We start from the raw sequence: 13,781 nt of genomic DNA on the forward strand, positions 1-13,781 counted from the left end.
GGAGGTGCCTCGCTCTGAGGGCCGCCTCCCCTTGAGGACCGGCGCTCGCGCCGAGCGGTGACCAGAAGGCGGGGAGCCGCGTCGTTGCTACCGACGCGGCTCCCCACTTCGCGAGTCTCGCAGAGACCCGCTCGGAACGGACTCGATCCGTCCGAGAACACACGTGATCAAGACATCGAGAGCGAGGACAGCACGTGTCATCCGGCCACGAAACCGCGGTGATGGATCCGTGGCTCGACACCGAGCCGCTGCGCATGCGCGAGGGTGTCGAGATCACCACCGGCGCCGGGGGCCGCACCATGCTGATCACTCCGGCTGGGCGGTACCTGAACATCTCGCCCAGCGGGCTGGCCATCCTGCGCCATCTGGGTGAGGGCATGACAGGCAGGGAGCTCATGAACCTGCTCGCGGAGCGCTACCCCAAGCAGAACGAACAGATCCGCGCGATCCTCCCCGACTTCCTCGCCGACCTGCGCCGCGCCTCCGTGCTCAACCTGGAGCCGCTGCCCGCCACCGGCACCGAGAAGGCCGTCAAGTACGGCAGGCTCGACCTGGTCAAGCGATTCCCCCTGGTCCGCGACCCGAACCGGTACGCCGGTCCGGTGGCGGATCTGCTGCGGCGCCTCCCGGCCTGGCTTCCCGCCACGCTGCTGCTGGCCGTCCCCCTGCTCGCGGTGCCGTTGGCCGTGCTCGCCCTCGGCTCCTCCGCGGGCACCGGCGAGCCGGCGGCCTGGATGGTGATCGCCGCCGTCGCGGTGATGCTCGCCGAGATCGCGGTGCACGAGTCCTGCCACGCGGTCGCGATGGCCTACAACCGGGTCACGCCCAAGGACGCGGGCGTCGGGCTGATGCTCTACCTCTTCCCGATGGCCTACGTCGACCGCACCGACAGCTACCGGCACCAGGGCCGCTTCGGCCGGGTGCTGATCTCCCTGGTCGGACCGCTCTGCGACCTGGCGTTCGCGGGCGCGTGGGCTGCCGTGGCGCTCAACACGTCGGGCGACGCGGCCCTGTTCTTCCGCATCCTGCTGGGCTTCCAGCTGCTGTCGGTGATCGCGAACATCAACCCGCTCTTCCCCAGCGACGGTTACCACGCCCTTGAGGCGGCGTTGGGGTCGATCAACATGCGCGGCCGTGCGCTCACGTACGTCCTGCACCGGGTGACCTGCAAGCCGCTGCCGCTGTACCTCCGGTCGGTCCCGGGGCGGGTACGCGCCGGCTACGTCTGCTACTTCGCGCTCAGTCTGCTCTACACCCTGCTCGCCGCCGGGCTGATCGTGTTCAACCTGTTCTCCCTCGCCGTGAGGCTGATGCCGTGAATCCCAGGACGATTTCCGGGACGGAACCCGGGACGGAGCGCGTACTGTCCGCGTCGTTCCGGCTCGACCGGGTGAGTGGGCTGCCCGCCACGGCGCTGACCCTCAGCGAGCCGGTACGCGTACAGCTGGACCGCTACGCCGCCGCCGCGGCCGCACTCGACGTCGCCGTCACCCCGCTCACCGACGCGATCTTCCCTCTGGTCCCCCTCGCCGAGCAGGGCGCCCGGCGCCGGCTGCTGAAGTTGCGGCGGCTCGCGCACCGCGGCGGTGTTCCGACCGCCGCCGACCTCGCCTTCCTCGGCGACGCGGGCGTTCCCGACGCCGAGCTGAAGCGCTGGCAGAGCGCCCGTGAGGAGCTGGCGCGGCAGCTGGCCGAGCTGGAGGAGGCCATCGCGGGCTGCGAAGCGGCGACCGCCGACGCACTGCGCACCCACCTCGAAGGGGGCCCGCTGGCGCTGTCCCTGCCGCTGGTCTCGGCGCACCTGCCGGAGAAGGCCTCCGCCGCCGAGCTGAAGCCGGGCACCCGGACCGCCCGGACCCTGCTGAGCTATCTCGTACGGGCCGCTCTGAAGCCCAGCCCGCTGAGTCGCCTGACCACCGTCGCCCTGCACCCGGGGCCCGCCACCGAGCCCGCCGAGCGCAGCGAGACGGCGGTACCGATCGGCCTCGTCCACAGCCTGTTCACGGAACTCGCGGCCACCCCGCGTTTGGCCGACGCCTTCGCGTACGCCCCGGCCTGCCCAGTCCCGTCCCGTCCCGGACGCACCCCGGTGGTCCTCACCTCGCTCTCCGACACCGGCGGCTTCCTCTGGTCCACCGAGAGGATCGTCGACGCCGGCCTCTACCAGGCGGAACTGTCCGAGCTGAACGACGCCCACCCCGCCTCGCTCCCCCCAGCCAGGCTGGCCCGGTACGTACGGACGGGCCTGCTCGTCCCGGTCGTGCCCTGGGAGCAGGGCAGCCGGGCCCCGCTGATCGACCTGGCCGACGCGCTGCTGGGCAGCGCGGCCGAGGACGCCCCGGCGCTCGCCGACGCGCTAATGGCGTTCGAGACCGGGGTCCGCGCCGTCGCCGCGGCCGGGCCGGGCGACCGCCGCCGCCTGCTGCCCGCCCTGCGCGCGCAGGCCGACCGGCTCGCCGACCTCTGCGGAGCCCCGCGCTGGAACGGCCAGCTGGTCCACGAGGACGCGTCCACCCCCGACCTGGTCGGACCGTTGCCGCATACGGTGGCGGCCGACCTGGAGACGGTGGCCTCCGCGCTGCGCCCGTACCTGATCCGTTCGCACGTCTACGACGCCGTACTGGAGGCCTTCCGTACCCGGTACGGGGCGGGCGGCCGGTGCGAGAACGCGGCCGGGTTCTTCATGGAGCTTCAGGCCGACAGCGCCTTCAAGGTCGCCTTCCACCAGGCACGGATGCGGGACATGGCGCCCGCCTCCGCGCAGGACGAACGTGCCTTCCTCCCCGTGGGACGCACCTCGGCCCCGCCGTCGACCGCGGTGCTCTACCAGATCTCGGCGGACAGTGCCGAGGCCGTCCGCGACGGCGGCTACCGCATGGTGGTCAACCAGTTCGGGAGCGCCCTGGGCGGTCTCGTCACCCGGTTCGGCCGCATCCTGGGGGAGGAGGCCGTGGCCGAGGCCCAGATGGGCTGGCTGGAGGAGCTCTTCCCCGGCTGCGAGATCCGCACCCTCTCGCTCTCCGGCCAGGTCAACAACCTCCAGCACGCCGGAGCCGGCTACCTGCCCGAGCTCCGGTGGCCCGCGGAGCGCCAGCGCCGCCGCGCCGGGTCCCTCGGCTTCGACCAGCTCGTCCTGCGGCACGATGCCGCCACCGACACCCTGGAGTTCGAGGACACCTCCGGCCGCCCGGTCGCGCCCGTGTACACCGGCATCGTCCCGTCCCACATCGCGACGGGCGCTGCCCGGTTGGCCCTGGCCGTCATGGACCCGTGGCTCGACCGCTCGCCCTTGACCAGGGACAATCACCCGTTCCTGCGCGCCCAGGCCTACGCAGGCGGAACCACCGAGACCGTCAGGACCCCCCGCGAGACCGCAGACCGAGTGGTGCTGCGGCGGGCCCGCTGGGTATTCCCCGCTGCTTCCTTCCCCGTACCCGAGCGGGGTGAGCCGACGGCCGCGCACCTGCTGCGCGTAGACCAGTGGCGGCGTTACTGGCAGCTGCCCCACGAGGTGTTCTTCCTCGCCCTGGGCGATGACCCGCTCGACGCCAACCGGCGCAAACCGATGTGGCTGGACCTGTCCTCGCCGCACGCCGTCGCCACCGCGCTCCCGCTGATCGCCGGCGCGCACACGCTCCGGGTCGAGGAGGCACTGCCGGGCCGGGAGCACGCCTGGGTCGCCGGTCCCGACGGCCCGCGCACCTGTGAGCACGTCAGTTTCCTGGCCTGGGACCGCTCTTCCGGAGACAGTCGATGAACCACGCACCCACGACGGCGGACCACCCCACGTGGCTCTACCTCAAGCTGTACCCGGGCAGGCTCGACCTGCTCGACGCGACCCTGACGGACGTGGTGGCCCCGCTCGTCGCGCAGGTCGCGCCCACCGCCACGCGGTGGTTCTTCCTGCGCTACCTGGACACCACGGGCGCTCACATCCGCCTGCGGTTCCGCCTCACGGGACCGGCGGCCGACGCCCTGGCGGAGCAGCGTGCCGCGCTGACCGGTCAGTTGGAGGCCCTCGCGGACCGGCCGGAACGTGTGCCGACCGCCCTGCCCGCGCTGGGCGCCCTGGGCGGAGGCCTGCCGTCCGGGCAGGCGCAGGGGCGGCCCGAGGTGCGGCTCGACCTCTACGAGCCCGAGTACGCCAAATGGGGCGGCCCCCCTTACCTGGAGGTCGCGGAGCGCACCTTCCAGGCGTCCAGTGCGACCGTTCTGCGCCTGTTGACCGAGTCGGACGGCACCCTTGAGCACCGGCTCGCCGTGGGCCACCTGGTGATGACGAGCCTTCTCGACCGGCTCGGCCTCGCCGATGAGGAGCGGGCCGGGTTCCTCCGTACCCACTACGCCTGGTGGTCGGGCCTTCGGCACGCGCCGCCCGCCGATGGCACCACCCGCGACACCGGCCTGCGCGCCGCGTACGAGCAGCTGGGGCCCGCCGTGATGGACCGGACCGAACGGCTTTGCACGGCAGGCCCCATGGGCGAAATGATCAACAGGTTGTGCGCCGATATGCTGACCGGTATCGAAGATCGGGGGCCGCAGCAGAAGCCGCTCTACCTGGCCTTCCACCACCTGCACCTCTCGCTGAACCGGCTCGGGATCGTGCCGGTGGAAGAGGCCCTGGTGTCGCTGTCGGCCGCGTCACGCCCGGAGCCCGTGCCGGCGATGACCGCCTTGTCCCTCTCCCCCGTCCGCTCTGAGGAGTCGTAGTGCTGGAACTGCACAATGTCAGAAAGGCCTTCGGGGATCGTCAGGTCCTCGACAACGTGACGATGGCCTTGACCCCCGGGAAGCTGACAGGCTTCGTCGGGTCGAACGGTGCCGGCAAGACGACCACGATGCGCATCATCATGGGCCTGCTCGCCCCGGACAGCGGCCGGATCATCTGGAACGGCTCGACCCTGACCACCGAGCAGCGCCGCACCTTCGGGTACATACCGGAGGAGCGCGGCCTCTACCCGCGCCAGCCCGTGCGGGAGCAGCTCGTCTACTTCGGGACGCTGCATCTGATGACCTCACGTCAGGCGGCGGACCGGGCGGACGAGATCCTGGAGATCCTCGGTCTGGAGCAGCGGGGTGCCGACAAGCTGGAGGACCTCTCGCTGGGCAACCAGCAGCGCGCCCAGATCGCCGTGGCGCTCATGCACCGGCCGGAAGTCCTGGTCCTCGACGAGCCGTTCTCCGGTCTCGACCCGGAAGCCGTCGACGCGCTGAGCGGACTGATCCGCTCCTGCAGCGACGACGGTGTCCCCGTGCTGTTCTCCAGCCACCAGCTCGACCTGGTGGAGAAGCTCTGCGACGAGCTGGTCATCCTCTCCGGCGGCCGGATCGTGGCATCCGGAACGGCCCCGGCTCTGCGAGCAGGGCACAGCACGGTCATCCGTATCGACGCACCGGCTGTCGGCGGGTGGATCGGTGACGCGGAGAAGATCGAGGTCCTGTCGGTGAACGACGGGCGCGCGGAGTTCGTTCCGTCCGACGCGGGAGCGGCGGACGCCGTGCTGCGCGAGGCGCTCGTACGCGGGCCCGTGACCCACTTCGGCGAGGTTCCCGTACCGCTGTCGGAGATCTACAAGGAGGTGACCCGGTGACCGGGCTTCAGCAGCGCTCCAAGACCTCACCGATCTGGCTGCGGGTGGCGCAGCGCGAGATCCGGGTCCGTAGCCGCGGCAAGGCGCTGTGGATATCCACAGTGGCCATGGTCGTCCTGATCGTCGGCGGCGTGGTGGCCCTGCACTTCCTCTCCGGCAAGACCACGAGCTACGAGGTCGCCGTCACCTCTCCCGCAGCCGCCCAGGCCGTCTCGGCCGCGGCCCAGGCCGCGCCGGACGCCGAGTTCGAGACGCGGAGCCTGCCCGACCGGGCGGCCGCCGAGCAGGCGGTGAAGGACGAGGAGGTCGACGCCTTCCTGGTGCAGGAGGACGCGGCAGGTGGTCCCGTCTGGCGGCTGGAGGCGAAGGGGAAGCCGGACGCCGCGCTCCACGGCTACCTCGCCCAGGCGGTGGCGGCCCAGGCCATGCAGCACAACGCGCAGGCCCTCGGCGTCGCGCTGCCCGAGGTGCTGCGCGGTTCCCAGCTGATCCCGGTGGAGCTGGATTCCGGCTCCGACCAGGCTGAGTTCCAGTACGGCGTGACCTTCGCCTTCGGCCTCCTCTTCTTCCTGTCCTGCCAGCTCTTCGGCACCGCGACGGCCAACAGTGTGGTAGAGGAGAAGGAGTCCCGGGTAGTCGAGGTGCTGCTCGCCGCGATCCCGACCCGCTCGCTCCTCGTCGGGAAGGTGGTCGGCAACGTCTTCCTCGGTATCGCCCAGATGGCCCTCTTCACTGCTTCAGGACTGCTCACAGCGGTCCTGGTCGGCGGGATTCCGCATCTGGGGTCGATCGTCGCGTCCAGCGGCTGGTTCCTGGTGTTCTACGTCATTGGCTTCGGCACGGTCTGCTGCCTGTTCGCCGGCCTGGGGGCCCTGGCCTCCCGTACGCAGGACATGCAGTCGGCCACCGCCCCGCTCCAGCTGCTCATCACCGCCACCTACATGTGCTCGATCGTGGGCAAGGGCGTGGTCGTGACCATCGCCTCCTTCGTCCCGATCGCCTCCACCGTCACGATGCCAGCGCGGGTCTTCGCGGGGACCGCCGCGTGGTGGGAGATCGCGGCTTCGCTCGCGATCGCGCTGGCCTTCGCGGCACTCACCATCCGGATCGCGGCTCGCGCCTACCGGTCGTCGGTGCTGCACACCGGCAGCCGGCTGTCCCTCCTCGCCTCGCTGCGAGCGGCGCGTACCGAGCCTGCGGGCGCTCAGCCCACGGGCGCGTAGGACCGGATACCCGGTCCGCACCGTAACCGGCCAGGGCCAACCCCGGCCGGTTGCACCCCACAGAGAACGAAAAGAAGGGTTTCCCCATGAGCAACTACGTCGTCGTGGCCGAGATCGGCCTGACCAAGAACAAGTACGGCGCCGAGATCCGCACCTCCGAGCCGATGACCCTGGACCAGGCCCGCGCGTTCGCGCTGACGGCAGCCCAGGGCGGGAACCCCGACTTCGCCCCGGCGGCGAAGAACGCCCAGGTGCTCCGCACCGGCGGAGCGGACCAGTACCTGGTCGTCGAGGGCCACCGGCTGAGCCCGGACAGCCTCACACGGCTCAGCGTGGCCGAGGTCGTCAACAACGCCTGACTCCGCCCGGGCCCTGGGGCCCGCTCCGCATGGGACCGCCTCCCCGGAGCCGGGGAGGCGGTCCATCGGCACGGGTGAGCAGTCACCCCCCGCTGCCCCGAAGGGGGTCTGAGACAATCTCAGGGGCAGGCAGGGCAAACGCGGCTGATGTACGACAGCACCAAGAGGACTTCCATGGTGACTCTGAGGATTCAGGCCTTAGCCCGTCCGGACACGGGCGGCACCCTTCTGCTGCCGGAGACGGCCTGCATCAGACTCGTCGCTCTGTTGCCGTCGCAGTGGCGCCCGACCCCGTTGATCGGCGGCGGCCAGTTCACGCTGGATGTCCTGATCCCGACGGAGGACGGGAAGTCCGCTCACCAGATCATCGAGCGGGCGTTCATGGACCCGGGTCTGCGGGCCTGGACCTGGGCCGCTCAGCCGGAGCCCTCGGTCACCTGCAGCCCTTGATCCCCGGCGGCCGTTCGCCGTGGTCAGAGCCACCCTCGGTCGCGGGCCGCCAGCACTCCCTGGGCGCGGCTGGTCGCGCCGAGCCGGCGCAGCAGCTGGGCGATGTGGCCGCGGTAGGTCCGTACGGAGATGCTGAGTTCGCGCGCGCCGGCCTCGTCCTTGTCCACGCGGACCATCGTCTGCAGCACCTGCTGCTCGAAATCGGTCAACCGCTCTTGGTCCAGGCCCTTTGCGGTCGACCAGAACCGCTCGAAGAGCGTCATGAGGCTGGAGATCATCCCGGGCTGGTGCACGACCAGTGCCCCCCGGGAGGTCTCCTGCGGGTCGATCGGCACTAGCGCGGTGCGCCGGTCGAAGATCAGCATGCGCTCCAGCGGCCCGTCCAGGGTGCGGATCTGTGCGCCCTGGGCGGCCAGCTCCGACAGGTGGTCGGCGGTCGGCCGGTCGGCAAGGGCGTCGGTGCGCACGATGGTCCGCATCGTCGTACCGCGCCGCAGCGCCCGCAGGTCCGCCTCCTTCGCGGCCTCGATGGCTGCCGCGGTCAGCGGGCCGTTCGGCTGGACGGACGCCACTTCGTGGTGCACGAAGAAGGCCAGTTCGTCGATACGGGCGCGCACCCGGTCGGCGCCCTCGACCCGTTCGACTCCGTCCGGCAAGGACTGCCGCTGGCCCTCCCGCTGGTCGTCGAGCAGTACGTTGACCAGCCTCCGTGAGGAGATGACCTGCTGGAGCTCCTCTTGGAGTGTCGCAAGTCGGCACTCGACCAGCCGTTCCATGACCAAAAAGGGGTCGGTCGCCTCGAAGCCCTGGACACCGGCCTCGGTCACCATGCCGCCCTTCTCCAGGCGGTCCAGCACCTCACGCAGGCCGGAGCTGTCCATCCCCACGTTCAGGGCCAGCGCCTCGAAGCCCGTACCCGGGGAGCGCAACACCGCGCGGTAGACGAGCTCCTCGTCATCTGTGACTCCCAGGTGCGACAGCTCACCTTGTGCCATCCAATTTCCCCCTGATGACGCCTGAAAAAATCGACCGGAATCGTTCGTCCGTTGATCGAGATCTGATCGTAACGCCGACTGGTGACAGTGGATTCTGTTGAAAGGTCGGCGAGATCCCGAACATCCCTTGCAATCCCTGGCTCAACAGCCCACAAGCCAGGCACAACCGGCGTCATCGGCGTCTCTTGTACCGAACCTGTGACGCTTCCTCCCGGCCTCGGGCAGGTCGGCCCGGGGGATCGCGGATTCTTTTATCGGATTCTTAACGGCAGGCGTGAGTCAGGGCGAGGCGCTGGTCGTGGTCGCGGTGAGCCTTGGACGGCGCGGGGGCCGATGAAGGCGCACGCCGGGATTTATCCAGAAGCCCAACGCCGACCGGCGGACCGGGCCGTCGAGCCCCTCCGCACCCGCCGGTCGAGCATGGCCGCCACCGTCCACAGGCTCGCGCCGCCGGGTGGCTGTCAGCGGCAACTCGGCGCTCGATTCGACTCACCGTGAGGGCAGTTGTGGCACGCACCGTTCGAGGCATGTGCCCTGCGCTGCAATCCACTGGTGCGGAGGTTCTTCGGACTGCTGCGATGGTTACTGAGTCCCTTGTGCGCCGGGGATCAATGCCCGGGTGCAGGCGCTGCGGGCCAAGGCCAGGCCAAGGATTTCGCCTCTGGCACGGATCTGGCACGTGAGGGGTGGAGAGGTCTGGGCAACACAGAAGCCCCAGGTCTCTGACCTGGGGCTTCGTTGAAGAGCGGATGACGGGAATCGAACCCGCGCTATAAGCTTGGGAAGCTCATGTTCTACCATTAAACTACATCCGCACAGCGTTCCAGTTGCCTGGAGCGGTATCTTTGCACACTCTACCCCATGATCGACCCCCGGTGAATCGGCCGCGGGGTCGTCGTCGTGTGTGGGGTGCACCGACAGTCGTGGGGGCGGGAGTTGGGGCGTAACGTACCCGTGCGCGGTGGTGCTTCCCCGGTGTTGGAGTGGCGGCTGGAGCAGGTCGCGATCATCCCCTAATGTGGCGATTCGTCGTAGTACGGCAGGTTGGGGAAAGGGACTCGATGGAGAACACCGTCGTCCGTTGTGCCGAGGGGCACGTTTTCAGTACCGCTTCGTTCCCGCTGCAGCACCTCGGTGCCGGCCGGATCGGGCCCGGGCGGCTGTTGCGGTGCCCGCGGTGTGCGCGGCTGAGGCATGCCGTGCCGGTCGGGGCGGCCGTCAAGCGATAGGCGGCGAGGCGCGCGGGCCGCCCTCTCGATTGCGGGTGGTCCGTGCGCACTGCGTATCCTCGGGACGTGCTTCTCTCAGACAAAGACATCCGGGCCGAGATCGACAGCGGACGGGTTCGCATCGACCCGTTCGACGAGTCGATGGTGCAGCCCTCCAGCATCGATGTACGTCTCGACCGCTTTTTCCGGGTGTTCGAGAATCACCGCTACGCCCACATCGATCCGGCGGTCGAGCAGTCCGACCTGACCCGAATGGTCGAGCCGGAGGGTGACGAGGCCTTCATCCTGCACCCGGGCGAGTTCGTGCTCGCGTCGACCTACGAGGTCATCTCGCTGCCCGACGACATCGCCTCCAGACTGGAGGGGAAGTCCAGCCTGGGCCGCCTGGGGCTGGTGACGCATTCGACCGCCGGGTTCATCGACCCCGGGTTCTCGGGGCACGTCACGCTCGAACTGTCGAACCTCGCCACCCTCCCGATCAAGCTGTGGCCCGGGATGAAGATCGGGCAGCTGTGCATGTTCCGGCTCAGCTCGCCGGCAGAGTTCCCGTACGGGAGCGAGCGGTACGGATCGCGGTACCAGGGCCAGCGCGGTCCGACGGCCTCGCGCTCCTTCCAGAACTTCCACCGCACTCAGGTGAGGCACGAGGCATGAGTGAAGTACGAGAGAACCTGAACTACGAGGGCTTCGGCCGCGCCGTCCGCGAGCTGGCGCAGACCATCGCCGACGACGGCTACGAGCCCGACATCATCCTCAGCATCGCCCGCGGCGGTGTGTTCGTCGCCGGCGGCCTGGCGTACGCGCTCGACTGCAAGAACATCCACCTCGTGAACGTCGAGTTCTACACGGGCGTCGGGACCACGTTGGAGATGCCGGTCATGCTGGCCCCCGTGCCCGAGGCGATCGACTTCACGGACAAGAAGGTCCTCATCGCCGATGACGTGGCCGACACCGGCAAGACGCTGAAGCTCGTCCACGACTTCTGCCTGGGCCACGTCGCCGAGGTCCGCTCCGCCGTGATCTACGAGAAGTCCCACTCGCTCGTGAAGTGCGAGTACGTGTGGAAGAAGACCGACGAGTGGATCAATTTCCCGTGGTCGGTCGAGCCGCCCGTCGTGAAGCGTGAGGGCCAGGTCCTCGACGCCTGAGCCGGACCGTCTCCTCTGTCGCATGCCGAAAGGGCCCCGGTGGTTTCCCACCGGGGCCCTTTCCGTTGCCTGCTGCGTGCCTACAGCGTGCCCAGCTTGATGATCGACAGCAGTGCGACCAGCTGGATCGCGGACGCGCCCAGTGCCTTCGGCCAGGGCAGGTCGTGCGACTTGCTGACGAGCGAGGTGAACAGTGCCCCGGCCGCCACCCACGTGGCCCACCCCAGCACCTGAACGAACATGTTGTCCCCGCCGAGGAACACGGCGAACACCAGGCGCGGCGCGTCCGTGATGGACATGACCAGCATCGACAGGCCCACGGTCGGCTGCCACGCGCCGTCGCCGCCCAGCTGGCGGGCCAGGGTGTGAGTGACGACGCCCAGGAGCAGACCGCAGACGACGAAGGCGACGCCCGCGCTGAGGACGATCGGGACGGCGTTGGCGAGGGTGGCCTTCATGACGTCCGCGCGGGCGTCGTCGAAGCCGAAGACCGCGAGCAGGCCGTACAGGAACGTCACGATCAGCGCCGGGCCCCAGACCGCGTAGTCGCGCATCTGGTGGAACGTCGGCCCGGGCCGCATCACGATGCCGCGGAGCAGCTCCTTCCACGGCAGCCGCGGACCCGTCGGTGCGGCCGCCGCGGCGCCCGCCTGGTACGTCGCGCCCTGGCCGTACGGGTCCTCGCCGTACGCGAAGACCTGGGTGTGCCCCGGGTTGTCGTTCGCGTACGAGCCACCGCCGCCGCCCCCGTGGCCGTACGGGGGCTGCTGCTGCGCCTGGGGAGGCGGCTGCTGCTGTCCGTACGGGTCGAAGTACTCGGGCTCGCCATGGCCTCCGGCGGCGGGCTGCTGAGGCCACTGCTGCTGAGGAGGGTAGGGCTGCTGACCGTACGGCGCCTGCGGCGGTTGCTGCTGACCGTACGGCTGCTGCCGCGGGGGTTGTTGGGGAGCGCGGTTGTTGTCCCTGCCGCGTCCGATCCTGAATCCAGCCACGTGATCGAACGTACCTGGTCCCGGGGGGCGTGGTGGGCGGGCCGCCGGAATAAGCACCGTTTGCGGCTGACCTGTGACATCCCCTAGGGGAACCCTGGGGGGTTGGCTCCATGTCCGGTTTGCGAGGTTGTGGGGCGACTTTCGATGGTTCATTACGTTGTCGGCGGAATGCGCAGATATAGGCTCCGTAGCTTCGAGTTCGTCGCCGTAGACCACGAGCACGAGCACGAGCACGAGCACGAGAGGGCGCCCCACATGCGTAGCACCCGCCGTACCACCCTTCGTACCGCCGCTGTCTTCGCCGACGACCCCGACCGGGCCGGAGGAGGCCGAGCCGGCGCGGGCCTTCGTGACCACCGTCAAGCTCGCGGACGGCTCGGTCGCCAAGGTGTACGAGGTCGGCGCCGACCGCTTCGAGGCCGGCGTCTTCGCCGGGTCGACGAAGCTGGGCACGCTGGTCAGCAAGGGGGGCACCCCGGCGTACGGGCAGAACGACGGGCTCCACGTCGTCCTCCGGCCGGACGGGACCGTGACGTCGTGGAGGTAGGGCGAGCCGAAGCCGAAGCCCGAGGTGAAGAAGGAGAGCTCGGTCCGGATCACCATGCCGGACGGACGGATCGCCAAGCTGATCGACGGCCCGAACGGCAAGCGCGTCGAGATCTCCGTCCCGAACGGCAACCCGCTCGGGACGGTCGATCCGGAGCATCCGCGCGAGCAGAACGACGGCTGGACGTACCGGCTCGTGCAGGACGGGAAGCGCGTGAAGTTCGTCGTCATCGACGGGACGGGCGGCAGGAGCAGCTGGGTGTACGGGTTCGACGGGAAGCTGATCGAGAAGTACACGGCGGAGAAGGCGGAGAAGACCGCCAAGGTCGAGAAGGTCGAGAAGGCAGGTGAGCCGGGGGAGCGCGTGGTGCCGAAGGGCGGCGTGAAGGCCGGGGCGGAGGGGGTCGGGGCGTCGACGGGTGATACGCCGATGCTGGTCGCCGCCAGCGGGGGGATGACGGCCGTGGGGGCGGCCGTGGGGGCGGCCGGGCTGGGCTTCGCGCTGCTGAAGCGGGGGCGGGCCGAGGGGTCCTGACGGGCGCCGCGGGTCCCTTCCCGGCGGCTGGGCGCGCCCCGGACCCCCGGAACGCCGGTACGGCCGGTCCCCCGAGCGGGGGACCGGCCGTACCGGCGTTGTTGCGTACGGACTACTTGGCGCCGGCGCTGCTGCCCTCGCCCGCAGCCTCCGCCGCCCCGGCGTCGGCTTCCGCCCCCGCGTTCGGCGCGGCCTTGGTCTCGTCCTGGGCCTTCGGCTCAGCCGTGTCCTTGGCCTCGGCGGCGGGCTTGGCGTCGGCGTCGGCTTCCGCCTCGGTCTTCGGCGCGGCCTCCGCCGTGTCCTGGGCCTTGGCTTCGGCGGCGGGCTTGGCGTCGGTGTCGGCTTCCGCCTCGACCTTCGGCGTGGCCTCAGCCGTGTCCTGAGCCTTGGCTTCGACAGCGGGCTCGGCCTCCGCGGCGGCTTCCGCCTCGGCCTTCGGCTCCGCCGTGTCCTGGGCCTTGGCCTCGGCGGCGGGCTTGGCGTCGGCTTCCGCCTCCGCCTCCGCCTCCGCCTTCGGCGCGGCCTCCGCCGTGTCCTCGGCCTCGGCTTCGACAGCGGGCTCGGCCTCCGCCTTGGCCTTGGCCTCGGCAGCGGCCGCAGCCTCCGCTTCGGCGTCTGCCTTGGCCTTGGCCTCCGCTTCGGCCTTCGCCTTGGCCTCTGCGTCCGCCTTCGCCTTGGCCTCTGCGTCCGCCTTCGCCTTGGCTTCGGCTTCC

13 protein-coding genes and 1 tRNA gene are annotated in these 13,781 nt (G+C 70.2%); 11 read left to right on the forward strand and 3 right to left on the reverse strand.

All coding sequences use genetic code 11. The annotated features are described in order from the left end of the window. Positions 1-194 precede the first annotated feature (194 nt). The 7 genes from OHA65_RS20375 (at position 195) to OHA65_RS20405 (ending at position 7,623) form a co-directional block, all read left to right on the forward strand. A complete protein-coding gene (locus OHA65_RS20375; protein ID WP_405762248.1) occupies positions 195-1,319 on the forward strand; it encodes a PqqD family protein in 1,125 nt (374 codons plus the stop codon). Continuing rightward, positions 1,316-3,757, forward strand: coding sequence for a lantibiotic dehydratase (locus OHA65_RS20380; protein ID WP_405762250.1), 2,442 nt, complete (start codon positions 1,316-1,318; stop codon positions 3,755-3,757). Before OHA65_RS20375 ends, OHA65_RS20380 begins: the two co-directional genes overlap by 4 nt. Then, complete coding sequence (locus OHA65_RS20385) at positions 3,754-4,710, forward strand: thiopeptide-type bacteriocin biosynthesis protein (RefSeq protein ID WP_405762251.1); 957 nt, start codon at positions 3,754-3,756, stop codon at positions 4,708-4,710. Before OHA65_RS20380 ends, OHA65_RS20385 begins: the two co-directional genes overlap by 4 nt. After that, positions 4,710-5,591, forward strand: a complete 882-nt coding sequence (locus OHA65_RS20390; protein ID WP_329314146.1) for an ATP-binding cassette domain-containing protein — start codon at positions 4,710-4,712, stop codon at positions 5,589-5,591. The genes OHA65_RS20385 and OHA65_RS20390 overlap by 1 nt, the downstream gene beginning before the upstream one ends. After that, positions 5,588-6,814 carry an ABC transporter permease gene (locus OHA65_RS20395; RefSeq protein ID WP_329314148.1) on the forward strand — a complete coding sequence of 409 codons (1,227 nt, stop codon included), beginning with the start codon at positions 5,588-5,590 and terminating at the stop codon, positions 6,812-6,814. The genes OHA65_RS20390 and OHA65_RS20395 overlap by 4 nt, the downstream gene beginning before the upstream one ends. Before the next feature lie 86 nt (positions 6,815-6,900). Then, positions 6,901-7,173 (forward strand): hypothetical protein, encoded by a 273-nt coding sequence (locus OHA65_RS20400; protein WP_329314150.1) that lies wholly within the window; start codon positions 6,901-6,903, stop codon positions 7,171-7,173. A gap of 174 nt (positions 7,174-7,347) precedes the next feature. After that, a complete protein-coding gene (locus OHA65_RS20405; protein ID WP_329314152.1) occupies positions 7,348-7,623 on the forward strand; it encodes a hypothetical protein in 276 nt (91 codons plus the stop codon). Between the two features lie 23 nt (positions 7,624-7,646). Here OHA65_RS20405 and OHA65_RS20410 read toward each other — a convergent pair whose 3' ends face one another. Further along, positions 7,647-8,618 (reverse strand): LuxR C-terminal-related transcriptional regulator, encoded by a 972-nt coding sequence (locus OHA65_RS20410; RefSeq protein WP_405762254.1) that lies wholly within the window; start codon positions 8,616-8,618, stop codon positions 7,647-7,649. A gap of 744 nt (positions 8,619-9,362) precedes the next feature. Next, positions 9,363-9,433: transfer RNA gene (locus OHA65_RS20415), tRNA-Gly, on the reverse strand. A gap of 480 nt (positions 9,434-9,913) precedes the next feature. On the opposite strand from OHA65_RS20415, the gene dcd reads away from it, so the two are divergent. Both dcd and OHA65_RS20425 read left to right on the forward strand, forming a co-directional pair. After that, a complete protein-coding gene (gene dcd, locus OHA65_RS20420) occupies positions 9,914-10,501 on the forward strand; it encodes a dCTP deaminase (RefSeq protein ID WP_327284520.1) in 588 nt (195 codons plus the stop codon). Next, complete coding sequence (locus OHA65_RS20425; RefSeq protein WP_327284521.1) at positions 10,498-10,995, forward strand: phosphoribosyltransferase; 498 nt, start codon at positions 10,498-10,500, stop codon at positions 10,993-10,995. The genes dcd and OHA65_RS20425 overlap by 4 nt, the downstream gene beginning before the upstream one ends. 80 nt (positions 10,996-11,075) lie before the next feature. Here OHA65_RS20425 and OHA65_RS20430 read toward each other — a convergent pair whose 3' ends face one another. Next, complete coding sequence (locus OHA65_RS20430) at positions 11,076-11,987, reverse strand: Yip1 family protein (protein WP_327284522.1); 912 nt, start codon at positions 11,985-11,987, stop codon at positions 11,076-11,078. Positions 11,988-12,336: 349 nt separating this feature from the next. On the opposite strand from OHA65_RS20430, the gene OHA65_RS20435 reads away from it, so the two are divergent. Together OHA65_RS20435 and OHA65_RS20440 are read left to right on the forward strand one after the other, a co-directional pair. Next, positions 12,337-12,534 (forward strand): hypothetical protein, encoded by a 198-nt coding sequence (locus OHA65_RS20435; RefSeq protein ID WP_328763278.1) that lies wholly within the window; start codon positions 12,337-12,339, stop codon positions 12,532-12,534. A 24-nt stretch (positions 12,535-12,558) separates the two neighbouring features. Then, positions 12,559-13,068: a hypothetical protein gene (locus OHA65_RS20440; RefSeq protein ID WP_327284523.1), complete on the forward strand. Its 510-nt coding sequence runs from the start codon at positions 12,559-12,561 to the stop codon at positions 13,066-13,068. The last annotated feature ends 713 nt before the right edge of the window (positions 13,069-13,781 follow it).

The sequence above is a fragment of the Streptomyces sp. NBC_00045 genome, assembly GCF_045041095.1.
In the GTDB taxonomy this organism is placed as follows: domain Bacteria; phylum Actinomycetota; class Actinomycetes; order Streptomycetales; family Streptomycetaceae; genus Streptomyces.